The organism is uncultured Roseibium sp. (assembly GCF_947494555.1).
GTDB lineage: Bacteria > Pseudomonadota > Alphaproteobacteria > Rhizobiales > Stappiaceae > Roseibium.
Genome location: NZ_CANLVF010000001.1, coordinates 743,278 through 765,446, shown reverse-complemented (window position 1 = coordinate 765,446; position 22,169 = coordinate 743,278). Strand labels below are relative to the sequence as shown.

Annotated in this window: 20 protein-coding genes; 6 read left to right on the top strand and 14 right to left on the bottom strand. The window is 57.2% G+C overall.

Annotation, left to right across the window (positions count from 1 at the left end):
- Positions 1 to 2: 2 nt before the first annotated feature.
- The 4 genes from Q0915_RS03410 to Q0915_RS03395 form a co-directional block, all read right to left on the bottom strand.
- On the bottom strand, positions 3 to 524 hold the full coding sequence (locus Q0915_RS03410; protein ID WP_299473278.1) for a hypothetical protein: 522 nt from the start codon (positions 522 to 524) through the stop codon (positions 3 to 5).
- A 58-nt stretch (positions 525 to 582) separates the two neighbouring features.
- The gene (locus Q0915_RS03405; RefSeq protein ID WP_299473275.1) at positions 583 to 2,412 is read right to left on the bottom strand and encodes a DUF294 nucleotidyltransferase-like domain-containing protein; all 1,830 of its coding nucleotides are present in this window, start codon (positions 2,410 to 2,412) and stop codon (positions 583 to 585) included.
- A 108-nt stretch (positions 2,413 to 2,520) separates the two neighbouring features.
- Positions 2,521 to 4,308, bottom strand: coding sequence for a sodium:solute symporter family protein (locus Q0915_RS03400; protein WP_299473272.1), 1,788 nt, complete (start codon positions 4,306 to 4,308; stop codon positions 2,521 to 2,523).
- A gap of 14 nt (positions 4,309 to 4,322) precedes the next feature.
- Positions 4,323 to 4,583: a DUF4212 domain-containing protein gene (locus Q0915_RS03395; protein WP_299473270.1), complete on the bottom strand. Its 261-nt coding sequence runs from the start codon at positions 4,581 to 4,583 to the stop codon at positions 4,323 to 4,325.
- Positions 4,584 to 5,314: 731 nt separating this feature from the next.
- Between Q0915_RS03395 and Q0915_RS03390 the strand changes: the two genes are divergently transcribed.
- The 3 genes from Q0915_RS03390 (at position 5,315) to Q0915_RS03380 (ending at position 8,381) form a co-directional block, all read left to right on the top strand.
- Positions 5,315 to 6,646, top strand: a complete 1,332-nt coding sequence (locus tag Q0915_RS03390) for an esterase-like activity of phytase family protein (RefSeq protein ID WP_299473267.1) — start codon at positions 5,315 to 5,317, stop codon at positions 6,644 to 6,646.
- 256 nt (positions 6,647 to 6,902) lie between these two features.
- Positions 6,903 to 7,448, top strand: a complete 546-nt coding sequence (locus Q0915_RS03385; protein ID WP_299473264.1) for a TlpA disulfide reductase family protein — start codon at positions 6,903 to 6,905, stop codon at positions 7,446 to 7,448.
- Positions 7,449 to 7,706: 258 nt separating this feature from the next.
- Positions 7,707 to 8,381: a VPLPA-CTERM sorting domain-containing protein gene (locus tag Q0915_RS03380; protein ID WP_299544164.1), complete on the top strand. Its 675-nt coding sequence runs from the start codon at positions 7,707 to 7,709 to the stop codon at positions 8,379 to 8,381.
- Positions 8,382 to 8,845: 464 nt separating this feature from the next.
- On the opposite strand, the gene Q0915_RS03375 is transcribed toward Q0915_RS03380, so the two are convergent.
- From Q0915_RS03375 to Q0915_RS03360, 4 genes are read right to left on the bottom strand one after another with little or no spacing between them, the layout of a single operon-like run.
- The gene (locus tag Q0915_RS03375) at positions 8,846 to 11,071 is read right to left on the bottom strand and encodes a glycosyltransferase (protein ID WP_299473258.1); all 2,226 of its coding nucleotides are present in this window, start codon (positions 11,069 to 11,071) and stop codon (positions 8,846 to 8,848) included.
- Between the two features lie 14 nt (positions 11,072 to 11,085).
- Entirely contained in the window at positions 11,086 to 11,541 is a 456-nt protein-coding gene (locus Q0915_RS03370) for a hypothetical protein (RefSeq protein ID WP_299473255.1), read from the bottom strand.
- Positions 11,542 to 11,559: 18 nt separating this feature from the next.
- Entirely contained in the window at positions 11,560 to 14,475 is a 2,916-nt protein-coding gene (locus Q0915_RS03365) for a caspase family protein (protein WP_299473252.1), read from the bottom strand.
- An 8-nt stretch (positions 14,476 to 14,483) separates the two neighbouring features.
- The gene (locus Q0915_RS03360; RefSeq protein ID WP_299473249.1) at positions 14,484 to 14,777 is read right to left on the bottom strand and encodes a hypothetical protein; all 294 of its coding nucleotides are present in this window, start codon (positions 14,775 to 14,777) and stop codon (positions 14,484 to 14,486) included.
- A gap of 256 nt (positions 14,778 to 15,033) precedes the next feature.
- Here Q0915_RS03360 and Q0915_RS03355 point away from each other — a divergent pair, with 256 nt between their 5' ends.
- Genes Q0915_RS03355 through Q0915_RS03345 form a run of 3 tightly spaced genes read left to right on the top strand, consistent with a single transcriptional unit; the run spans position 15,034 to position 17,372 of the window.
- Positions 15,034 to 16,005 (top strand): glycosyltransferase, encoded by a 972-nt coding sequence (locus Q0915_RS03355; protein ID WP_299473246.1) that lies wholly within the window; start codon positions 15,034 to 15,036, stop codon positions 16,003 to 16,005.
- 1 nt (position 16,006) lies between these two features.
- Positions 16,007 to 16,441 (top strand): hypothetical protein, encoded by a 435-nt coding sequence (locus tag Q0915_RS03350; RefSeq protein WP_299473243.1) that lies wholly within the window; start codon positions 16,007 to 16,009, stop codon positions 16,439 to 16,441.
- A 4-nt stretch (positions 16,442 to 16,445) separates the two neighbouring features.
- Positions 16,446 to 17,372, top strand: coding sequence for a hypothetical protein (locus Q0915_RS03345; protein WP_299473240.1), 927 nt, complete (start codon positions 16,446 to 16,448; stop codon positions 17,370 to 17,372).
- 29 nt (positions 17,373 to 17,401) lie between these two features.
- On the opposite strand, the gene Q0915_RS03340 is transcribed toward Q0915_RS03345, so the two are convergent.
- The 6 genes from Q0915_RS03340 to Q0915_RS03315 are packed head-to-tail and all read right to left on the bottom strand — an operon-like array spanning position 17,402 to position 22,167.
- On the bottom strand, positions 17,402 to 17,821 hold the full coding sequence (locus Q0915_RS03340) for a universal stress protein (protein ID WP_299473237.1): 420 nt from the start codon (positions 17,819 to 17,821) through the stop codon (positions 17,402 to 17,404).
- A gap of 45 nt (positions 17,822 to 17,866) precedes the next feature.
- Complete coding sequence (locus tag Q0915_RS03335) at positions 17,867 to 18,874, bottom strand: Ldh family oxidoreductase (protein WP_299473234.1); 1,008 nt, start codon at positions 18,872 to 18,874, stop codon at positions 17,867 to 17,869.
- A 53-nt stretch (positions 18,875 to 18,927) separates the two neighbouring features.
- Entirely contained in the window at positions 18,928 to 20,109 is a 1,182-nt protein-coding gene (locus Q0915_RS03330) for a UxaA family hydrolase (protein WP_299473231.1), read from the bottom strand.
- Positions 20,110 to 20,121: 12 nt separating this feature from the next.
- A complete protein-coding gene (locus Q0915_RS03325) occupies positions 20,122 to 20,412 on the bottom strand; it encodes a UxaA family hydrolase (protein WP_299473228.1) in 291 nt (96 codons plus the stop codon).
- A gap of 10 nt (positions 20,413 to 20,422) precedes the next feature.
- Complete coding sequence (locus Q0915_RS03320; protein WP_299473225.1) at positions 20,423 to 21,418, bottom strand: alcohol dehydrogenase catalytic domain-containing protein; 996 nt, start codon at positions 21,416 to 21,418, stop codon at positions 20,423 to 20,425.
- On the bottom strand, positions 21,415 to 22,167 hold the full coding sequence (locus Q0915_RS03315) for an SDR family oxidoreductase (protein ID WP_299473222.1): 753 nt from the start codon (positions 22,165 to 22,167) through the stop codon (positions 21,415 to 21,417). Before Q0915_RS03315 ends, Q0915_RS03320 begins: the two co-directional genes overlap by 4 nt.
- Positions 22,168 to 22,169 lie beyond the last annotated feature (2 nt).

The window sequence follows — 22,169 nt, the reverse complement described above, 5'->3', positions numbered from 1 at the left end:
CATCATTCCACTCCGCAGATGGTCGAAACGATCGGGTCACCGGACGGTACGTCGATCCACTCTGCACCGGCCACCGCGCCGTCGCTTTCAAAGGAAATCCCGTCCGTGAGCGCGGCTCGCCGGTTACCGGCACAATCGGCAATGACATTTATCTTGCTCACCGGAGACCAGCGGCCAAAGAAATAGGTTTCTCCAAGTTTTTCATCCGGTCGGTCCGGATGCGAGCGAATGGATCTGACATCGACAGCTACAAATCGTTCGACAAACGGCTCCACGTAGGTCCATGGCCTGTAGATCGCTTTGTTTTCAATCGTCTGAGCGACGACAATCCCGTCAGGCAAGGCATCCTTCGTCCGCGAGAACCACCCATACTCGTTGGCGATTGTCGTGGCGATCATCGCAGCGCCGGCAGCAACAGGTGCGAACCAGCGCGGCAGGCGTCCTCCGAGAAATCTGTTGACCAACATGACGACACCTGCAGCCGCAATGCCGGCGACAAAAGCCGCGATCAACTCGACAAACATGTCTTCCTCCCACCAAAGCTCCGGTCTTCATTGAACGGTTTGCTCTTGAAGTTTCCAGCTACCCCAGCATGCCCCGTCCGTGTCCGATTGATGATTGCATTGTCTTGACCACAACAAACGCATCCCGCAAATGACTTCGCTCAAAATCCGAAAGGGTTGACGGCTGCAGGAAATTGTCCGGTTTCTGCCCCAGCTTGATCAGACCGGCCTGATGCAACAGCCTGGTTTCGGCAATGAGGTCATAGGCGTCGAGCAGATCGCTGCCGCCGGATTGGCTGAGCTGGCCATTCGCGCGCGCTTCAAGAAGGCGCATTTTTGTGTTCACGCCTGTAATCTGGCCCTGCAACGCATAAATTCGGGCAAGATCGACAATCGGCACGACCCCGTTGAGCTTCATATCAACCGAATTCTTGTGCTCTCCGGACCGGATCGTCGCCAGCCCCCTGAGCAGGTTCAACGGCGGATTGTGTTTCAGAGAATTGCTCACCATGTGGGCAACGAATATCGAATTTGCAGCCGCCGCCTTCAGCGTTCCCTCCTGCGTTGAGGCATACAGTTGAGCATGCCCCCCGATCGGACGGAGATCGAACATCACGGAGCTCAGCATCTGGGCTTCCGGGTCCGGCTTTTCTATCCAGCCGCGAAAATATTCCTGCCAGACATGCACCGGTTGGCGCCAGCGCGGGTTCGTCGCCATCATGTCACCCGGGCAAAAGACGTAACCACACGTATTGAGACCCGTGCAGACGAAGGCAGCCAGGTCCGCAAAGTACCCGTCCCTGTCCTGCTCGCTCACGGCATCGTCAAGAAACAGGCAATTGTCCTGGTCGCTCACTCCGGTCTGTTCCTGGCGCCCCTGTGACCCGCAGGCGAGCCACAGATAAGGCACAGGTGACGGCCCGAGCTTTTCCTCTGCCAGGCTCAAAAGGCGCCGCGTCGCAGTGTCGGCAATATCGGTGATGAGGCGCGTCACCACTTCGTGTGGGCTGCCCGCCGCGACCAGTTGCAGGAGGAGTTGTGGAATATGAGCGGTTACTGCTGCCATCTCTTCAGCAGTTTTTGCCCGCGTGATCTGTCCAACCATATCGGCGGAGCTGACGGCCTGGAAACGCGTCAGGTCCGTCTGGGTCACTATCCCGACAAGGCGTTGCCCTTCAACAATTGGAACATGACCGATCCGCTTTTCCATCATCAAATGAAGAACATCCGTTCCGATGGCCGATCGTGGCAACGTCAACAGTTTGCTGGTCATGATTTCCGAAACGGGAGTTGCCACTGACCGTCCTTCGGCCAGCACTTTCCCGGCAAGATCCCGGGTGGTCGCAATCCCAAGCAGTGTTTCGTCCGGATCCGTGACGCACAGCGATGAGATGTGCCTGTCCCGCATGACCCGGGCTGCTTCTTGTACGGTCGTGTCGGGGAGGCAGGTAATCGGATTTCTCGCCATAAGGGTTTCAGCGCTGCTGGTCGCGAGATCCCGGCCGCGCGTCGCTGATTTGCGGGCGCGTTCAAAGAACCTCGAAAACGCCTGGTGTTCGTCCATGAGCCTCCGAAATTCAGTCGGCGGCAGTACAAGAAGGATAGAAGCTTCATCCGCCTGGGCCGAGGTGGCGGCGGTCCCGTCTTTCAACAGGCCCCGTTCGCCGAACGTGTTTCGATGAACGAGGTGGCTGACGATAACGCTGTTTTCGTCCCGGATCTTCACCGATCCCTCGTAAACAACAAACAGGCCGGGCAGTTGGTCACCGAACTTGTAGATGTGGGTCCCGGCTTCGGCCTTTTGGATTTCAAATCGGGCCGCAAGCCTTTCCTGTACCTCATGAGACAACGCGTCATAAGGGTGCAGAGACTTAAGAAATCTCAATATCTGGTCGATGCTCAGTGACATTTCGACAGCCTCGAATTGAACGGACAATCCTGTCCGGCGTTGAAACAACCGGACAGGATCGGATCATAGGCTTGGCGGACGGCTGGAGACCAGCCGCCCGCACACGTATCAGTGGTCCTGCGCGACGCTGGCGCCGCGGGGAATGCGCACGCTTTCCACCAGCTCCTTGATCGCCTCGGGCGTTTCCTTGGTCATGCCGGAAACAACATAGGCGATGGCGAAGTTGACAGCTGCACCGATGGCGCCGAACGATGTCGACTTGATCGGGCCAAGCAGAGGATCTGCATCGGTGAACGTGTTGGTTCCCGGAATGAAGAACCAGCCCTTGTGCAGGAAGATGTAGACGAGCGTCACGATCAGACCCGCCAGCATGCCGGCCACGGCACCGGTGTTGTTGATGCGTGTGGAGAAGATCCCCATCATCAGCGCCGGGAAGATCGAGGCCGCCGCAAGCCCGAACGCGAGTGCCACCGTTTGTGCTGCAAACCCGGGCGGATTGAGCCCCAGATAGGTTGCCACAACAATCGCAACCGCCATCGCGACACGCGCCGACAGGAGTTCGCCTTTCTCCGATATTTGCGGATTGAACGCTCCCTTGATCAGGTCGTGACTGACCGCCGATGAAATCGCGAGCAGAAGACCTGCCGCCGTCGAGAGCGCTGCGGCAAGACCGCCGGCTGCGACCAGGCCGATGACCCAGCTTGGCAGGTTTGCGATCTCCGGGTTCGCCAGGACAAGAATATCGCGGTTGAACTTTGTCAGCTCGTTGCCGACCCAGCCCTTTTCTTCCGCAACGGCCTGCAGCTCCGCATTCTGATCGTTGTAGTACTGGATCTTGCCGTCGCCGTTCTTGTCTTCCCAATCAAGAAGACCGGTTTTCTGCCAGGTATCCATCCAATCGTATTTTGGATCTTCGGCAATGGTCTTAACTGCGACAGCACCGCCATTGATCCCGCCGTTCGGCCACATCATTTCCGTGATGTTGAGCCGCGCCATCGCACCGACTGCAGGAGCCGTGAGATAAAGCAGGGCGATGAAAACCAGGGTCCAACCAGCTGACCAGCGGGCGTCGGAAACCTTGGGAACCGTGAAGAACCGCATGATCACGTGCGGCAGGCCCGCCGTGCCGATCATCAGCGAGAGCGTGAACAGAACCATGTTCAGCGTGTTGGAATGGTGGGCCGTATAGGAGTTGAAGCCGAGTTCCGTCACCACCTGGTCCAGTTTGGTCAGAAGCGGCACACTGCTGGCGACATCGTTGCCGAAGAGACCCAGTCCGGGAATCGGGTTGCCCGTCAACTGAAGAGAGATGAAGATTGCCGGGATCGTGTAGGCGGTGATGAGAACCACGTACTGTGCAACTTGCGTATAGGTCACGCCTTTCATGCCGCCGAAAACGGCATAGGCGAAGACGACACAGGCACCGATCAGGAGGCCGGTCGTATTGTCCACTTCCAGGAAGCGGCCGAAGGCGACGCCGACCCCGGTCATCTGACCGATCACATAGGTCGTCGAGGCCACGATCAGGCAGACCACGGCGACGATCCGGGCCGTCTGGCTGTAGAACCGGTCACCGATGAATTCGGAGACAGTAAACTTGCCGAATTTGCGCAAGTAAGGCGCAAGCAACAGCGCCAGCAACACGTAGCCACCAGTCCAGCCCATCAGAAATGAGCTGTTGTCATAGCCGGTGAAGGCGATCAGGCCTGCCATGGAAATGAAGGACGCTGCCGACATCCAGTCGGCGGCCGTTGCCATGCCGTTGGTGACCGGATGCACCCCGCGTCCGGCGGCGTAAAACTCGGATGTCGAACCTGCCCGGGCCCAGACTGCGATGCCGATGTAGAGCGCGAACGAGCCACCCACAAACAGCAGATTGATTGTAAACTGATCCATCTTGCCAGGGGCCCCTATTCTTCGTCGACGCCGTGTTCACGGTCGACCCTGTTCATCCAGAACGCGTAGAAGAAGATGATTGCGAGAAAGACCAGGATCGAGCCTTGCTGCGCGAACCAGAATCCGAGATCGGTACCTCCGACCGAAATCCCGCTCAAAAGCGGGCGCAGCAGGATGCCGAACCCGAACGACACCAGCGCCCAGATCACGAGGCTGATCGATATGATCCGCATGTTTGCGGACCAGTATCCATTGTTGGATGGTTTTTCGGACATGTCGTCTCCTCCACATAGTCCTGTTGCTTCTGGAAATTCGCGACGCCTTGCGGCTCCGGTATTTCCTGGCCATTGACCAGCCCTTTGTAGAAAGGCCTGTTCCCGCGACGCACAAACGGAGCACACGGGAAGTGACTGCGAGGCTGAGTGTTGAAGTTACAGTTCAGACCGGTGCCGCACGCGATGAACACCACGCCATTGCGCGCATTGTTTTTCCAAAGACAAAACGGCACGACTTTCCCCGGTTGACGCAATCCACCGCGATGCCTGCCTCACCAAGGCACACGATGACTTGAGAACAACTATTTCAGATCGAGACTGAAAATGATCAGAACTGCAGCCGGGACCCTAGCAGCACTTAGCAGAGGCTCAACACTACTTACGAATTACGCTACTTAGGTATAAGGATACGTATCTACACTATTATTCCGAGGGATTAATACTTAGGTATACGATCAAAAAAACGCAGAATTCTGCGATTTTTTCGCGGTCTTCTTCAATTTCCCAGATCCCCCGGATGCTCTTGGACAGTTTGGCGCGGAGATTGCGAACCTCGTCGGATACTGCTTATTCGACCATTTGATAATGCAGTGCAGCATGAAATCCTCCCCCGCTGCGAAGATCCGAAGCGAAATGACCGTGGCGATGTCACGCAACTGAAAGCTCAGCGACACTTTCCCACAACAATCAGTCGTTAGAAAAGGCGATATCGTTTTCCGGAGAACAGTGAAATGCGCTTGCTTTTGACGACACTGATTTTGACCGCGGCAACATCTGCTTTCGCGCAACAGACCCAGTTCGACGCAACACTCGCGGGTCATGCAGTACTCCCCGCCGAAACGCTGTTTCCGGCACCCTCCGACGCGCCGGACGCGCTGAAGGTTTCAGGCAAATTCACGGAACCGGGAAATCGCCGCTCGCACGCGGCACCTACCCAAGGCAGCGCGCTCCCCTTTGACGGCCAACCGCTTCAGGGATTTTCCGGTATCAAGACGGTCGGTGACGGCACGTACTATGTCCTGACCGATAATGGATTTGGCAGCAAGGCCAACTCTGCGGACGCAATGCTCTTTTTCTCAAGGGTGAGACCAGACTTCGACACAGGCACCGTCGAAATCGAAGATCAGGTATTTTTGAACGACCCGGACAAGGTCGTTCCATTTCCTTTGACGATGGAAGGAACCGAAAAGCGATACCTCACGGGCGCTGACTTCGACATTGAAGGCTTCCAGTTCGTGGGCGACCAGATCGTCATAGGCGACGAATTCGGGCCCTTTATCATCGTTGCCGACCTTGAAAGCGGAAAGATCACCGAATTCCACGAAACGGTCGTCGATGATGTCATCGTCCAGTCTCCCGACAATCCTTTCATTGGCTTGTCAAATCCGGACGCGCCGGAGGTTAAACAAAACATCAAGCGTTCACGTGGTTACGAAGGGCTCGCTGCGTCGGTCGACGGCGATATGCTTTTCCCTTTGCTCGAGGGCCCTCTTTGGGACACTGAAAAAGGCGCGTACGAAACAATAGCGGATGGCAGGACGGCGCTTCGGCTCCTTGAAATGAACGCTCAGACACGCGAGTGGACCGGTCGGTCCTGGTTCTACCCGGTCGAAGCACCTGATCATGCCATTGGCGACTTCAACATGATTGACGAAACGCGTGGCCTGGTCATCGAACGTGACGGCGGTCAGGGCGACTCAGAATTTGCCTGTAAAGAAGGGGTGACCGAAAACTGTTTCAAAAAGCCCGCCGCTTTCAAGCGTATCTACCTCATCGATATGGAAGGTGTCGCGCCCGGCGAACCGGTTCACAAGGTCGCCTATATCGATCTCCTGCGCATTCAGGACCCGAATGACCTTGTCAGGCAAGGAAAACGGGAAGACGGATTGTTTACATTTCCGTTTGTCACAATCGAGAACGTCGACCGCATCGACGACACCCATATCATTGTCGGCAACGACAATAATTTTCCATTCTCCGCCGGACGCAGCCTCGGTGCACCGGATGACAACGAACTCATCCTGCTCGAGGTGGGTGAATTCCTGAAGGCTCGTGCGAAGTAGGGTTTTGAAGCTACTCGCAGATCGATGAGGGAAAACCGGACTGTTACCGTCAATCGTCTGGTCGAGCGGGCATACCTGACCGGCTGTCTGCACCAAGCGTCACGTACCAGACCGCCACGGAACCCGTTGAGACACGTTCTTTTGATGGATTGGCTGTCGACGAACCGACTGCATCTGAACTATTGATCGCAGATTGAGTTTGTTTTTTTTGAGTGTCCGGCGTGGTCTGCACTCGAAACCGGGTCTAGCCGTCACAATGCGTTCGTCACTCGTTACTTTCCTCATCATCATCGGTAGTTTCGTGACCGTTGCGAACGTTTACCCCATTCTGTTTCCAACAGAACTGCCGATGGGCCGGATTGCCATGTTGGAAACACCGCGCGAGCTTCCAGACGCGAAATTCACGGACGAAGCCGGCGCTCAGGTGGATCTCAAGGCTTTTGAAGGAAGCTATGTGTTTGTGAACGTGTGGGCGACCTGGTGCGAACCTTGCCGCGAAGAGATGCCCGCGCTTGATCAGTTGGCGCGCGACCTGCGTGGAAGCAATATCGAGTTGCTGCCGATATCAATTGATGTGAACGGTGCGGGTGCGGTCGAGCGCTTTTATAAACGCCACGATCTAAAGGACCTGCCTGTCTATATGGATCCCGCGCAGAACATCATGAGGGCGCTCAATGTCGTCGGCATTCCAACGACGGTTCTGATCGGGCCCGACGGCCGCGAGTTGGGTCGGATGATTGGCCCCGCTCAGTGGGATCGCCCTGAAACGGTCCGGCAACTGCAAGAGATCGCGGGATCCTGACCGATTGACGAGCGGCATGCGGACACAAATACCGCCTTCATAGCGACGCACATGCCTTGCTGATGTGGTTTGGAAAGGTGTCGATCCGGCGTCGTGAAAGACAGAAAAACGACCATGGATTGTATCAAGATTGTAGGCGCTTGCGACCAAGGCACCGATGCATCAGATTGGTTGACTAACGCAGGGAAACGTTGTAAAAATTTCGTTAATATAAAGACAAATTTGCGTGTTTAGATATAGCAACCAGAGGTAAAACCCATGTTTCGTAAGAGCTTAATAGCAATTTTGCTATTGCCATTCAGCATATCGGTTGCATCCGCAGCTGCGATTGTCGAGCAGTATGACGTGATGAGCTACAATTCCGGCCAACACAGCCTTTACATGAATGGCAACCGGTATCACTTCGCTTCAGGCGCACTGTTCACACGTTACGACGACGGAACCGGCACGTTGGTCGGCACGGCGACCACGGACGGAACCCTAGCAACAGCTGGATTCGACGTGAACCTGAACTTCGGCAATTTCCGGAACTGGGCTCAGCAGGTGGCTATCACGTCGGCGCCGCACGCCAAGGGAACGGGTAACGGTGATGAAACGCAGTGGTCCTTCATGGATCTGCTGCCGACTTCCACGCTGACCGGATTTAACGGCATCAGCGCGGTTTACAATCTGCTTATGAAGCCGCAGCCGTACGGTAAATACACCTATCAGTATGGTATTGGCGCAAACGACAAGAACGGCGACTTGGGGCTGTCTGGATGGTTCTACACAGCGAACCAGAACGGTGACCCTGGAAGCCCTTGCGGTAGCAATTCCACTTGTGACTTCAACCTGAAGCTTACACCAGTGCCGTTGCCTGCAGGTCTGGCTTTGCTTCCGGTCGGACTTGCGGTTCTTGCCGGAATGCGCATGCGCCGCCGTTCGGAAGCCTGATCGGGACGCGATACCCCGCAGTCACGACAAATCGAAATCGCACCGGGCCCTATCGGCCCGGTGTTTTTTTGCCTTGAGATCCTCGTACGGCCGTCGCGGTGAAGCGCCAGTGAAGCTTTGCGGACAGCCATTCAGTGAACAGATTGGGTTCGGGAAATAGTACCAAGCTCAAGAAAAAAGAACCGATCTGACCGGGTTTGAAGGCTGTTCGGCAAGAAGCAGGTTGCCAGGCGATATGGTTTATCGTCCAAAACCTGCGACGCGGCGGAACAGCCTTCAAACGTGGCCTTCGGTGGCCTGTTCCGGCTCTCCGGACGGCGTTGCCTTGTTTGAACGGCCAACCAGGCCGTCCTGCACAAAGCGCCTTGCCGGCAAACCGGAACAGCGCCATCAGATAGGTCCTTACTTCTTGAGCTTGGTATAAGCAGCATTGCGGAAGCTTCAGTCCGGCAGAGCGTCTTCATTCAAGGAAGAACCTGAAACGTCTCGTTCTTTTGCCCTTCTCGAACAATGACCGTCTCACACAAGCTTGCAATGGCTTGCGCCGTGGCAACCGCGCCGTTGGTCGAATACTCTTGTCTTAACGGCTCGTGAGCAGCGCGCATCTCATCACCTGCATCGCTTTGAAGCATGCGATCAAGGCTGCCGGTGAGATCAAACGGAGCAGCGTGCCTGACAAGCAAGCCCAGGTTCTGCGCCACCGCGAAGCGTGCTCTCAGGATCTGCTGGTCCTGCTCTGCGTGCTCGTTCGGGACCCAGATTGTCGGTAAAGCTGCCTTCACATGCTCTGCGAACGTGTTGTAACCCGCTGCTGCGACCGCAAAATCGAACGCCCGTAGGAATTTGGAAAAGGGGTATTCGGTGAGCCGTGCAACACCGGGCGGGAGCTCAAGCGCCTCTTCGGCAATACGCCATTGTGCAACGGCGACACCTACTCGACTGCGCCCATGGAGATGGGCGAGCGCCCGCGCGATCATGTTGCTTGTATCGATGTTGTTCCCGGCACCCAGTGCAATCAGGATGTTTGTCTGGTCCGGATCAAGCCCAATCCGTTCGCAAGCATCCGACCTTTCAAGGAGCTCGTGGCCATCCAACAGCGTGACGGGAGGAACCTCACGCGTGTGCGGCCGCAAAGCGACCGTAGGACCATCATCACGAGCCCAGGCAAGTTCCCCAGGCTCGACTATCAGGTCAAATGCCTCTCCTCGCTCCAACGCGTCAAGATCCCGGTTGGATCCCCAAAACGCCCGCCGGATCCAAACACGCCCCGCATCCGGCGACGCTTCCATTGCCTTCATAAGTCCGACAAAAGGAACATTCCCGTCAAAGACGACTGCCCGAGGGCGATAGAAGGCAATCGCTGTCTCAAGCGCGTCGGCAAGGGCCGCGTTCCAGTGTTCCTTTCGTTCTCCATAAGCGGCATGGTACGGCAAGTGCTCGGCAACAAAGCCATGCGCACCGATGATATCGATGGCTTTCGAGTGACTGAGAAATACCGGCGTTATCCGGGACGGCAACCGGCGCGCAATGGCAAGCTGCCGTGTCAGGTGACCAAGGCCAACACCATTCGTCGAAAAGAAAAGCGCTGTGGAATTTGGTGTCGCGTGAACGGCAGGTGCAAAGGAGTTCACACGGGGCTTGCCGATCACAAGTCTCAACCACTTGACCGCAGCATTCGCTGAGAAGGTCGTGGCGATCAGGTCTTCGGCACCGTCTCGAAGATCAGAAGCAAGATCCGGGTTGTCGTAAAACTCAAGTGCACGCTGGGTCAGTTCAGAGCAACGGCCATAAATTGCCGTGCCGGAGAAGACAGTCCTGTATTCAGGTTCCAGAAAGGGAACAACGCCACTTCGGAGCGAATAGAGCACTTCAATCGGGCACGGTTCTTCGGCGGCTGTATCGGCATTTGCGAGGATGTCAATCTTTGCAAAAAAATCCGCCAATGAGATTTCGGTGTCGGGCCAGACCTGCATGGGTGCGGCTTGAGGCCAGCTTGGACGATGTGCGTCCGGAGCCAATCGCAGACGCCACATTACATTTGCCGAACTAAAGTCATAGTCTTCGTTCTCGCCCCAGTCCGCCGGAAGCACCGGCCGCGCACGCGCAACACGCGCCATGCCAACGCTCGGCCTGGCACCCTCAGTCGCCTCGCGCAGCCGTGGTGTATGCGTTGGCACTACAGGCACCCAATCTTTTTCGGTCGTCGGCCAATGGGGGGCGGCAAAAAAAAGTGCGTCCCGGGAGATCCTTGTGTTCGGCGCCCAGACGATCGAACCGCCTAACACCTCCTCGGCATAACTGCGCATGAGCTCTCGCTGTCGTGGTGTTAGCGAGGTGAACGACGCCGGCCGCTCGAGTGTAACGACGCGATGCTCCGCCTTGATGTTGCATGCAGCGTTCATTGGTGCCGCAAAAAGCCGGGCATCTAAGCCGAGAGCAAGGGAGCACTCGACAGCTGCTCCCGGCGCCAATCGCGTAATCCGCGCGTCCTCGAAGAGGCGTCGGTAGCAAGGATCTAGAGTATAGGGGTCCGACGCGATGGCCGGAGACGCAACCGGCAACACTCCAACGCTATAGGCTTCCGCAACAAAGGCCTCGAGCGAAGCCGCATGCGATGGGGATGCGACATCCCCTTTCCGGATGTCCGCAAGGACGCAGATATCAAGCCTTATGGCGGATGAACGAGCCAACAAGGTCAGCCCGGTCAGGCTGCCCGGCAAGTCAGACCCGATGGCAACGAACCTTGTCCACGCGGTCCGAACTTGGTGCCCGTAAGCGTTGATCGGCGGCCGTCACGCGTTTTCACGGTCAGAATGTAGATGCCATCGCGGCCGGAGTTTCTCAAAACGCCATCGGCGCCGGGCGATAGCTGCAGGTACGCATCAAGGCTGACAGTCTGGCTCTGTCCTTCTGCGTTTCGTCCCCTTGCCGGAATGGGCGCAAACTCCCCACCCGCACTCCGGCGGCACTCGACGGCACGCGTTACACGACCGCTGTAACGTAAGATCCGGGTTCCGTCGGATGTCTGTGTAACTTGCCTGAAGCCGAGTTGCTGAAGACGCGCGACCTCTTCATTGATCGAAACGTCAGGAAGATTGGTACTCACACAACCGGTCAGGAAAACCATGAGGACGATTAGAACCGCAGTGCTTTTGGTCATGGGATTCCCGCCTGTGTCTCAATTCATTTGTGTAAGTGTCGACAGGACGTCGAGCGTGATGTCGTCGCCGGGCGCGGAAAGACCGCGACTGGAAAAGGCATCGTTCAAGGCCCTGCGTGTTGCAGGGCCATACTGTCCGTCAGCTGTGCCTGACAAGACGCCCAGCCTCAAAAGAATCGTCTGCGCAGCGGCAACCCGCTCCTTTTGGCTGTAGGACGACGTGCTTTTACCGACGGTTTCGGCCAGTTTTGCATCGTCGCTCAGCCCGAGCGCCGTTGCGTACCACACAAGAGCTGCCAGGCGGTCCTTTGGAACGCCACGACCCGCTTCGCTCATCCTGGCCAGATCCAGCGCAGCCCAGGGCACACCGCCTTCGGCGGCAACCCGGAACCAGCGCGCAGCCTCTTCAAAATTTGGTTCAGCGCCTTCTGAAGACGCCCAGGCGCGTCCGGCGTCCCGCGCCGCCCACGGATTCTTTTCAGCTTCCAACGCAAAAAGATCACGCGCTCTGGAAACGTCTTTGGGGACACCTCGCCCCTCGAACAAGAGCTTTCCAAGGCCACGGCCGGCGCCATAGACTTCTTCTGAGACAGCCCGCTCGAAAAGTGTCGCGGCACGGCCCGGATCGTCGAAAAGCGGGTGACGTGATGCGTAAACGCGCCCAAGGCGATAAAACGCTTCGGAATCGCTTTCGCGCGCTGCCCGCGTGAAAAGACGGACGGCGGCTTCTATGTCCTGATCAACCCCCTGCCCGGCTTCATACATGATCCCGAGTCTCGTAAGCGCATTCGGCACGCCTCGACCAGCCGCTGTCTCGAACCAGAACCGGGCTTCGCCAAAATCTTGGGGAATTTCGTCGCCTCTCTGATACATGCGCGCGAGACGAGTTTGCGCGGTCAGTTCCCCGCTTTTCGCGGCTGCGGTATACCAGTTGACCGCCTCATTCGGATCCTTCTCGACACCAAAGCCTTTCTGGTAGAACTCGGCGATATTCGTCATCGCCCAATCGTTTCCAAGATCCGCGCCTTCGCGATAAAATTCAAGCGCTTGCGCATAGTCCTGAGGGACACCGACACCTGCACGGTAGATCCACGCCAGTGCCGTATATGCTGCCGTTTCACCGCGGTCCGCGGCTTCTTCAAACAGTTCCTTTGCGCGGGCAAAGTCACGCGGCACCGCTTGTGCGTCAAGATGCATTTGTCCGAGGTATACCATTGCGGAGGCGTAGCCTGCATCAACGGCCTTCTGCTGCCATTCAATCGCTTTGTCGTATTCACCGGCAGAACGATAGGCGCGGGCGAGCTGCGCCCAGAACCGTTCCACATCCGGGTAGTTGGCAACGGCGATTTCACACACTTCAATCGCGGCGTCGAAGTTCCGGTCAATGATGAATTGCCGTGTTCCCGCCGTTACGCGTTGGCTGTCATAGGGATTGCCTGCAAGGATATCGCAGGCGTCGACATACACATCCAGTTGCGCCTCGATCGGGGACGTATTCCCTTCATCGCGCAAGGCAACGCTTCGGAATTTGTCGCGCCCGCCATTGGAGCCGATCTGCGGCGTGTAGGACAACTCATTGTCATTTGCGAGCCAGTGCACCGTGCCGCCATGAATAGGCTTACCGGAACTTTCAGTGACTACGCCAAGACGCGAAGCGCTCTCCACGTAGATCCAGCCTGTTTCATCCTGCTCGCTCTCAAACGGTTTCGTGCCGACGCCGATAGGTATCGTGATCTGTGCTGCGTTGAGCGTGGCCTCGAACTCCTCACGTACGCCGTCCTCAAGCGCTCCGGTCTCCCGGCGCTCCGGTTCCGGAAGCGTGGTATCTGAGACCAGAATAGCATCGGGATCGCCACCCAGTTGCCGCAACTGTTCCTTGGCATCTTCGACAAACGCGCCGCCCGGCATTGTCCGGATATAGGACGCAAACGCTTCTGTCCTGTCACTTTCGCGAATGGAGCGCCAGAAAGTCCGATCAATTACGCGGCGCGGCGGAAGGCCGCCGAGCGTGTCGGAGGCAATGGACATGCCGGTCGTCGCGGCCCGCAGGTCGTCGATCTCCGGCATGAAATAGAACCGGCTTTCAAGCGTGCTTGTCGTCCAGGTAATCTGTTCACCGGCCGTGGTTTCTCTTACGTGGCCCCGGATCCGGCGGAAGAGGTCGACAATTTCAAGACCCGGCTCGCTGATGTTGTCGGCGATCGCCTGTGTATAGGGACTGTGCCGACCTTCACCATCATATGCCACGGACCCCGGCGCGGTCGCAAAACTGATGATCGTTTCGGTATCACCCGCCGTCATCTCGGCCAGACCGCCACGGCTTGACTCGGACAATTGTTCCAGGCCGCGGGAAACTTCTTCGCGCGAAGCCCCCAGGCTGATCGCTCTTGACGCAATGGTATCGGTTTCTTCTGCGGTTATTTCGCCGAACGGATTGTTGCGGCAGGCATCAAGCAGAACAATGTTCAGCTTTGCGCCCGAATTGGACATGATGTCCACGAAGAGCTGCGCGTCGATTGACTGCTCTATCAGTTCTTCAACCGACTTGGGCGCGACAGATACCGGCAGCAGATAATTGCGTCCGCCAATCTGCACGCCATGCCCGGCGTAGTAGAACAAAGCTTCGCTGCCTTCGCGCAACCGGCTGCGGAAAGTGGCAAGGTCGGCGAGCATCTTTTCGCGATCGCCGTCGATCGTCTCGATGACCTCAAATCCGGCTTCCCACAATCTCTCGGCCACGAGTTCCGCGTCATTAACAGGATTAGGCAAAGGCGCGACCGAACGATAGGCGGAGTTCCCGATCACAAGTGCGACCCGCGATGTCGAGTTGGCCAGCGCATCGCTCGTCTGCGCCTCGGCAGGCCCCAATAGGACCATTACTGCAACGGCAACGACGCTTGTAGACTTGAGCAAAAACCGTATCGGTTGCTGCATAGATCTTCTCAATAAAGGCCGGGTAGTTGGGCTTGACGCCCGGTTGTGGACGCTGAAGCACCCTGGTTAAAAGTCCTGATAATATCGTCTCTCGACAGTCCTGGATTTTCCCGCATCAACCGGAACTCGACTAGCGCGAGAAAGGCGGCATTGGCCTCCGGGCCATCCGGGTTTGCGCGCAAATAGGCGCGGGCGGAAGCCGCCGTGTCGAACTGCTTGGAGTTTTGTGCAGCCGCACTGCTAAGCGGGATGCCGAGCACGCTCAACATTGCCAGTATTTTTCCAAGGACCCAACGTGCCATGGCCGCACTCACCCGAATTGATTGTCGAAAAAAATATCAGAAATCTTCCCGTCGATTAGAGGCGAGCCCGGATATCGTGTCAACCCTCACCCGCACTGTGTGATCATGCATGATAGTTGCTGGTCGCGAGTGCACAGACGTGCCAATGTGACCTATGAGCAATTTCGCCTTTCTAACCCCAATTCCAATAACGTTTTTTCCCGACTACAGGGCATCGAACCCATATCAAAAGCTGCTGTACGAAGCCCTGGAGCCTATGTTTGAGGCAGAACCCGGAACCATCGACGAAGCAGTCGATTTGCAGGCAGCCTCACCGGAAAAGCAACGTCTGTTCCACCTGCACTGGGAGCATGCAGTTTACGAAGGGCAAACCGAACCGAGGCTTATTGAGCGCTTCCTCAACCAATTGGACTGCTTTCGTGCGGCAGGCGGCAAGATCATCTGGACGATTCACAATCTGAGTCCGCATGATGAAAGCAAACGCGGCACAAATGCCGATCTTCAGAAAGGTCTCTTGGAGCTCGCCGATATCCTGCACCTGCATTCGCTCCCTGCTGTTGCCGCTGCCAAGGCGGAACTCAATCTTCCCGGTAGAAAAGTTCGCGTAATACCTCATCAGAATTACACGGGCGCCTACCCTTTTTTTGTGCGCGAGGCCGCTCGGGCGAGTTTGGGTTTAACGGACGCCGGCATGATCGCCTTGTGTCCGGGCCGGATTGCTCCTTACAAGCAACCGAACGAGCTTATCGAGGCATTTCTCGCCATAGCCAAAGCCGATGACAGGCTGATAATCGCAGGTCACACTGAAAAAGACCTCTCAATCGAACTTCCTGAAGACAATCGCTTGATCTATCGGAACGGCTTTGAAACGCCGGAAGAGGTCGGCAAATTGCACGCGGCTGCAGATTTTGTCGTTCTGCCGTATCGCGCTTCACTCACGTCTGGATCGGCCATTCTGGCCGCGACGCTCGCACGCGCCGTCCTGGGCCCCGACACCCCGGGTCTGCGCGACGTAGTCGTGCAGGAAAGCACCGGTTTGCTTTATCAGCCCGATAACCTGCGCGAAGCCCTCCGGGTCGCGCTCGGCACTGATGCAACGACCTGGGCTGAACGAGGACGTGCAGCGGCACACGCGACCGCAGCACGTGATACAGTGATCGTTGCCGCCGCGTGGCGTGACGTTATGACGACGCTCGTGGGTCCTGCATGCAGGCCGCAAGGTACATGACATGAAAAGCTTGTTTTCAAACGCGCGTTGGACCGAGGGCCCCAAGACTGAAAAACTGGACCCCGACGAAGCGGCGTGGCCATTCAAGTCGGACAGCCACGTGATCGAAGGTATCGTTAGCGAGGAGCGCCCTCTATCAATCATGCTCGTAAATCTGTGCGGCCTCGAATGGAGCGAGATCCAGCCGCTATTACCGGTTGCACGGGACGGGGCAAGCGAACAGAACATGCTGGCAGTGCTTGTCGTCGATCTGATGGACCTTGTTCCACTTCACAATTCTGAGTTCGCTTATGACACATTGCCAAACGTGGTGGCCAATATGGCTCGTTTGCCCGACCTGGATTGGAGCGTCTACTTCGAGCGGCGCAAGGAGCTACTGATCGAGAAATGGTGTCCGGAGGCCATCGTTCACCTCGGCAGCAACCGGAACTGGTGAGGCTATGCTGGAACTGTCAAAGTGCGATGCGGTTTTCCTGAGCTTCGACGAGCCGAATGCGGACGCTCATTTTTCGCGCGTTCAGGAACTTTTGCCAAATGCAATGCGTGTGCATGGCGTCAAGGGCTTTGATGCGGCTCACCGAAAGGCAGGTCAGATCAGCAACAGCGAACATGTCATTACGATCGATGCCGACAATCTACTAACCGACGAGAATTTCTTCTCAGGCCGCTTCGACATTGCCCCGCGCGACCGGGGTGCGGTGTTTTCTTTTAGTGCTCGCAACGTGCTCAATGCGCTTGAATATGGCAATGGCGGCGTCAAGATTTGGCCCCGCGAAACGCTCCTGACCCTTCGTTCGCACGAGAATGCACGCCGGCCGGAGGCGGCCGTCGATTTCTGCTGGACGACGCCATACTATCAGGTGAAGCATGTGCTATCGGAAGTGCACATGACAGCGACCCCGTTTCAGGCGTTTCGCGGCGGTTTTCGCGAAGGCGTTAAGTTGAACCTTGCTGACGGGACACTTGCCGCCAAGGCCTATCCAAACTTACCCACGGGCAAGGCCATTCTGAAACATACCGGTGCCGCCAGTTACGAACGCCTTCGGATCTGGTGCAGCGTTGGCATGGACGCTCCAAACGGTGACTGGGCAATTCTCGGAGCGCGGCTCGGCTGCGTCATGACCGCTCTCGAAGCTTTTGAACATAGGCTTGTCTCCGACTACGAATGGATCGACAGCTTCTGGAGAGACAAAATTCTTGCGGATTGGCAAGAGGATCGTTCAAGGCATCAGGCAATCGTTGATCTCGGAAAACGCCTCAACGAGGAATTGGAGCTCGGTATAGCGGACTTGAATCCGGACGCGTCGCGTTTCCTTAAATCAGTCTATCACGTCAAGCGGGATTTCGGACTACGCGTCACTGTATAGGAGCCTTGCCCGGGCTTTTGACCAACGCTCTAGTCGACACCATCGCGAACGACAAAAACAGAACAACCAGCCCTGCGAACGACCCTTGAGGCCGTCGACCCAAGGAAATAGTCCTGTGCCGAAGGATGGTGGGAGCCGACAAGAATGAGATCTGTTTCATTCGCCTCGGCGAATGCCGCGATCTGGACGCCGGGTTTACCGGTGACGACCTTGCAGCTGATTTGCGGATCCCCTTCTACCGCTGCCTGCAATTTGTCGGTCACTTTCTGCGTCAGGTGATTGTCGATTTTCAAATCGACAAATTCGGAAACGAACCCCGGAATATTCTCCAGAACCGTCAGAAGTGTAATCTCGCCACCCGGTGCCAGGAGATGCCGCGCGAGCTGGAGTTTGCGCGCAACAAGCGTTTCATGGTCAAGCGCGACCGGAATAAGAATGTGCTTGTACATCTTGTCGGAACTCCCCGTTTCCATGAATTATTCAGACGCAGCGTCTTAGGTTTCAGCGGCCGCAATCCTTTCGAGCGCATCAAGGAAACGAACCGGTACATCAATGCCGTTCGTCTGCGCGTTTCGAATGGCCGCAGCGCGGCGTTCGCCCAGAAGCCTTGCACCTTCCTGCGATGTGATCAGCGAAAGAAGGCCTTCAAGTCGTGATCCGAAATGCTCATCCATCGGTTTCATGGCAATAAGAAATTGCCCGACACCCGGTGGCGGACCGTCGCTTTTGAAAAACGAAGAGGCTTCCTGGCTGTAGCTAGCGCCTGTCATGACCGACGCAAGGATCTCGACCAGTAGCGCCAGGGCCGTTCCCTTTGCCTCGCCGATGGGAAGCATGGTGCCTTGAAGCGCTCTTTCAGGATCGGTTGTCGGGTCGCCATCGCCGTCAAGTGCCCACCCTTCCGGTATAGGCTTGCCCGCCTTGCGCGCGCTCATCACCTTGCCGCGTGCAACTTTAGACAATGACAGATCGACGACGAGCGGGTCCATGCCGGCACGAGGTGCGGCAAATGCGATTGGATTGGTTCCGAAGACGGCTTTTTTTGCGCCGTAAGGCGCTATTGCCGCCGGCGTATTTGCCACCATCAGCGCGACGCACCCCTTCCGCGCCAGTTTTTCCACCTGCACGGACAGGGCACCACAGTGGTGGGATCGCATGACACCCATTGTTGCGCATCCGTGGCGTTGGGCAAGCTCCGCGCCTCGTTCAATGATCTGTTCAAGGGCGGGATACGCGAAGCCGTTTCCGGCATCCGCGAGAAGACTCGCCGTGCCGGTCGCGCGGATCTCGACAATGGCCTCTGCCTGAATTTTTCCACTGCGCACCTGAGCGGCGTAGTCTTCGACCCGGGAGAAGCCGTGTCCCACCTGCCCTTCCGCTTCAGCCCAAACAAGAGCCTCGGCGACCGACTGTGCACTTGCCCCAGGTACGCCAACGGCGAGAAAGGCAGAGCGGATCAGGCTCGTGGCCTCTTCCAGGCTCAGGCACTTGGTCGAATCCATGGAGTTATCCTTGGTTTCCGGATGGCTGACGCGTCAGCCATCCGTAGAAGGCATCAGGCGCTTCGATAGAGCTTGGTCATGGAGAACTCGCGGTGCCCCAGAGCCTCGGCTGCTGTGTTGCGGCCATTCGCCGTTCTGCGGATCATGTCGATCAGCTCATCACCAGCCTCGTCAATGGTCATTTCCCGCCTGAGGATGCCGGAGACGTCTACATCGACATGCTCGCTCATCGTGCGAACCGTACGCGGATTTGCCGTGATCTTGATGACCGGCACAATCGGGTTGCCGACGACATTGCCTTGCCCGGTCGGAAACGTATGGATGACCGCACCACCGGCCGCCATCAGCGTTACGCACTCGGCCGCGGCTGAAGAGGAGTCCATGAAGTAGAGACCCTTACCGGACTTGGGCGCTTCTGCCGGCTCGAGAATGTCGATGTATTGCGACGTGCGTCCGATCTTTTCCAGATTGCCGAGCGCTTTTTCCTCGATGGTCGTAAGGCCGCCTTCGATATTGCCCTTGGTCGGCTGACTGTCGGACAGATCGTCGGTCTGGTGCGCGAAAATGACGTCGTCCTGATAGGCCTTCCACATCTTGTACCAGCGCTCGCCAACTTCTTCGTTGATAGCGCGTTTCTGGCAGATGTGCTCGGCTCCGGTAATTTCGGAGGTTTCTCCGAAAAAGCCTGTTATGCCTTCAGGCAACAGCTTGTCGTACATGTTGCCGACGGTCGGGCAGGACCCGAGACCGGTTGTGGTGTCGCTCTCCCCGCATTTGGTCGAAACCCAGATATCGGAGATGGAACACTCCTCACGCTGCAGCTCGGTTGACCAGTGCACGAATTCCTTCGCTTTCCAGGACGCAGCGCGAATGGTCTCGAAGTCTCCGTTCTGTTCGATCGAAAATTCCGCAACCGGTTTACCGGTTTCGCGGATCCCGTCTGCAATACGCTTCGTCCAGCCGGGTTCAATGCCGATCACGACCACAGCGGCGACATTGGGGTTCGCGCCGGTCCCGATCATGGTGCGGAAATGCAGTTCCAGGTCCTCTCCGAATTGAAGGCGGCCATAAGCATGCGGGATCGCCATCGTTCCCTTGACGTTGTTGGCAACCGCTTCACAGGCAGCGTTCGAAATGTCGTCGACAGGAAGGATGACCACGTGGTTGCGCACGCCGACCCGGCCATTCTCCCGCCGGAAAGCCTTGACCGTGATGTTGGAATATTTGGAAGACATTGGCACGGCTCCTTACCAGCGTTTTGTTTTGCAGTTGTGGGTATGGACATGGCCGCCCTTCGCAATGTCGGCAATGATCTTGCCGATATCCTCGCCGTATTTGATGGCTGTGTCGCCATTGTTCAGATCCTTGAGCGCGATCTTGTGCCCGATCGGCACATCCGCGCCCGCTGTAAGCCTGAAGGTGGAGTTGTCATGCGTTACACAGCACAACATATCCGTGCCCGCAGTCAGGCCCTCCACGACAACCACCCCGACATTGTCGGCATGTTCGTGGACAAGCAGGTGGGGAATTTCAGACATGAATGTCTCCTTAGGTGTCTGGCGTAAGTAGAATTTTGGGGACCGCGACCCGACCGGCCCGCAGATCGTTGAAGGCTTTCAGCCCCTCCGACAGAGGTCTTGCCTCGACCCAGTCGAGCGATCCGAGCCGGCCATCGAACATGGCTTTGGCTGTTTCGCGGAAGTCTTCAGCCGTATAGGTGTACGTGCCGATGAAAGTGATTTCCTGAAGCGTGAACCGGCGGACATCCAGCCCGCCTTCCGCGGAGCCCAATCCGATGTGCGCGATGACGCCCCCAGGCTTGACACGCGCAGACGCGGCAGCGCGCGTCGCGGCAAAGCCGACACCGTCGACAACGATGTCGTAATGCCCGCTTCCTTCCGCCTCGTCCGGTGTCAGAACCTCGATCCCGCAGGACGTTTGCAGGAAAGTTGACCGCTCGGCATTCGGTTCCACGAGCCTCACATGCCGGATGCCCTGCGCCTTGAGACAAAGCGCAGCTCCGAGGCCGATCGCACCACCCCCGATGACCAGAGACTTTGCTTCCGCCGGCTCACCGAAATGCACTTCTCTGGCTAGCCGCACCGCATGCCAGCCACAGGCAATAGGTTCGGCTAAAGCGGCCTGGGCATCAGTGACATGCTCCGGAACCGTGACCAGGTTTTTTTCCGTCATGGCAAGATAATCGGCAAACCCGCCTTCACGCGGCGGCATCGAAATGATTTGCCGGTTGGAGCAAAGATTGTCTCTGCCCGTCCTGCACATTTCGCAAAGTCCGCAGCTGACAAGCGGATTGACGGTCACCCGCCGTCCCACCGATGGGCCTGAAACGACAGTGCCTGCAACTTCGTGCCCGAGAATGAGCGGCGCTGGGCGGCGCGCGTCATGCCCGAGAAAGGCATGCATGTCCGAACCGCATATGCCTGTGTGGGCCACCTTGATGAGGACTTCATCACCAGCCGGAACGGGGTCGGTAACATCCCTGAAAGACTGCGTTTCAGGTCCTGTGTAAACCAGCGCTTTCATTTTGCTGTAAAGCCTCCGTCGACCATCAGGACCTGCCCGGTCACAAAGGCAGAGGCATTGGAACAAAGGAACAGTAGCGGTCCGTCCATGTCTTCCAGTTCTCCGTTCCGTCCGATGCAGGTTTGACCGGCATTCCGCTGCGCACGCTCGTCATCTTCAAATACGGCCGCAGTCAGTTCCGTTGGAAAGAAACCCGGACCGATCGCATTCACGTTTATTCCGTCTTTCGACCACGCCTCGGCCATTGCCCGCGTGAGCTGGCCAATACCACCCTTGGACGCGCCATACGCAATTCCGCCCGGAAACGCGCGCGTGGTCTGGAGGGAAGCGAAATTCACGATCCGGCCCCACCCTTTTTCGCGCATGGCCGGAACGAAGGCCTGGCTCAGAAAAAACGGAACTGTCAAATTGAGACTGAGCGTTATGTCCCAGCCTTCAGGTGTCACATCGTCCGCGACTTGCCGCGTATTGATGCCCGCAGCATGAACCAGTATCTGTGGTGGCCCGAATGGCCCTGCGATATTGCCCGCGATCGCCCCCAGGGACGCTCGATCGGAGAGATCCGCCGTTACGGAAGCCGTTTGACCTCCTGCATCCCGGCGCCAGGCTTCAAGATCTGCGGACCGCCGCGCAACGCCGACAACGGACGCACCGGCTTGCGCCAGCGCCATTGCCGCACGCCTTCCAAGCCCCGAACTTGCACCGGTCACACACGCAACCTTGCCAGTGACGTCGAATAAGGCAGACATTT

Bases quoted from the DNA above. Each gene is read 5' to 3' on its own strand.
- Q0915_RS03410 (WP_299473278.1), bottom strand. From the start codon at position 524: ATGTTTGTCGAGTTGATCGCGGCTTTTGTCGCCGGCATTGCGGCTGCA.
- Q0915_RS03405 (WP_299473275.1), bottom strand. From the start codon at position 2,412: ATGTCACTGAGCATCGACCAGATATTGAGATTTCTTAAGTCTCTGCAC.
- Q0915_RS03400 (WP_299473272.1), bottom strand. From the start codon at position 4,308: ATGGATCAGTTTACAATCAATCTGCTGTTTGTGGGTGGCTCGTTCGCG.
- Q0915_RS03395 (WP_299473270.1), bottom strand. From the start codon at position 4,583: ATGTCCGAAAAACCATCCAACAATGGATACTGGTCCGCAAACATGCGG.
- Q0915_RS03390 (WP_299473267.1), top strand. From the start codon at position 5,315: ATGCGCTTGCTTTTGACGACACTGATTTTGACCGCGGCAACATCTGCT.
- Q0915_RS03385 (WP_299473264.1), top strand. From the start codon at position 6,903: ATGCGTTCGTCACTCGTTACTTTCCTCATCATCATCGGTAGTTTCGTG.
- Q0915_RS03380 (WP_299544164.1), top strand. From the start codon at position 7,707: ATGTTTCGTAAGAGCTTAATAGCAATTTTGCTATTGCCATTCAGCATA.
- Q0915_RS03370 (WP_299473255.1), bottom strand. From the start codon at position 11,541: ATGACCAAAAGCACTGCGGTTCTAATCGTCCTCATGGTTTTCCTGACC.
- Q0915_RS03365 (WP_299473252.1), bottom strand. From the start codon at position 14,475: ATGCAGCAACCGATACGGTTTTTGCTCAAGTCTACAAGCGTCGTTGCC.
- Q0915_RS03360 (WP_299473249.1), bottom strand. From the start codon at position 14,777: ATGGCACGTTGGGTCCTTGGAAAAATACTGGCAATGTTGAGCGTGCTC.
- Q0915_RS03355 (WP_299473246.1), top strand. From the start codon at position 15,034: ATGTTTGAGGCAGAACCCGGAACCATCGACGAAGCAGTCGATTTGCAG.
- Q0915_RS03350 (WP_299473243.1), top strand. From the start codon at position 16,007: ATGAAAAGCTTGTTTTCAAACGCGCGTTGGACCGAGGGCCCCAAGACT.
- Q0915_RS03345 (WP_299473240.1), top strand. From the start codon at position 16,446: ATGCTGGAACTGTCAAAGTGCGATGCGGTTTTCCTGAGCTTCGACGAG.
- Q0915_RS03340 (WP_299473237.1), bottom strand. From the start codon at position 17,821: ATGTACAAGCACATTCTTATTCCGGTCGCGCTTGACCATGAAACGCTT.
- Q0915_RS03335 (WP_299473234.1), bottom strand. From the start codon at position 18,874: ATGGATTCGACCAAGTGCCTGAGCCTGGAAGAGGCCACGAGCCTGATC.
- Q0915_RS03330 (WP_299473231.1), bottom strand. From the start codon at position 20,109: ATGTCTTCCAAATATTCCAACATCACGGTCAAGGCTTTCCGGCGGGAG.
- Q0915_RS03325 (WP_299473228.1), bottom strand. From the start codon at position 20,412: ATGTCTGAAATTCCCCACCTGCTTGTCCACGAACATGCCGACAATGTC.
- Q0915_RS03320 (WP_299473225.1), bottom strand. From the start codon at position 21,418: ATGAAAGCGCTGGTTTACACAGGACCTGAAACGCAGTCTTTCAGGGAT.
- Q0915_RS03315 (WP_299473222.1), bottom strand. From the start codon at position 22,167: ATGTCTGCCTTATTCGACGTCACTGGCAAGGTTGCGTGTGTGACCGGT.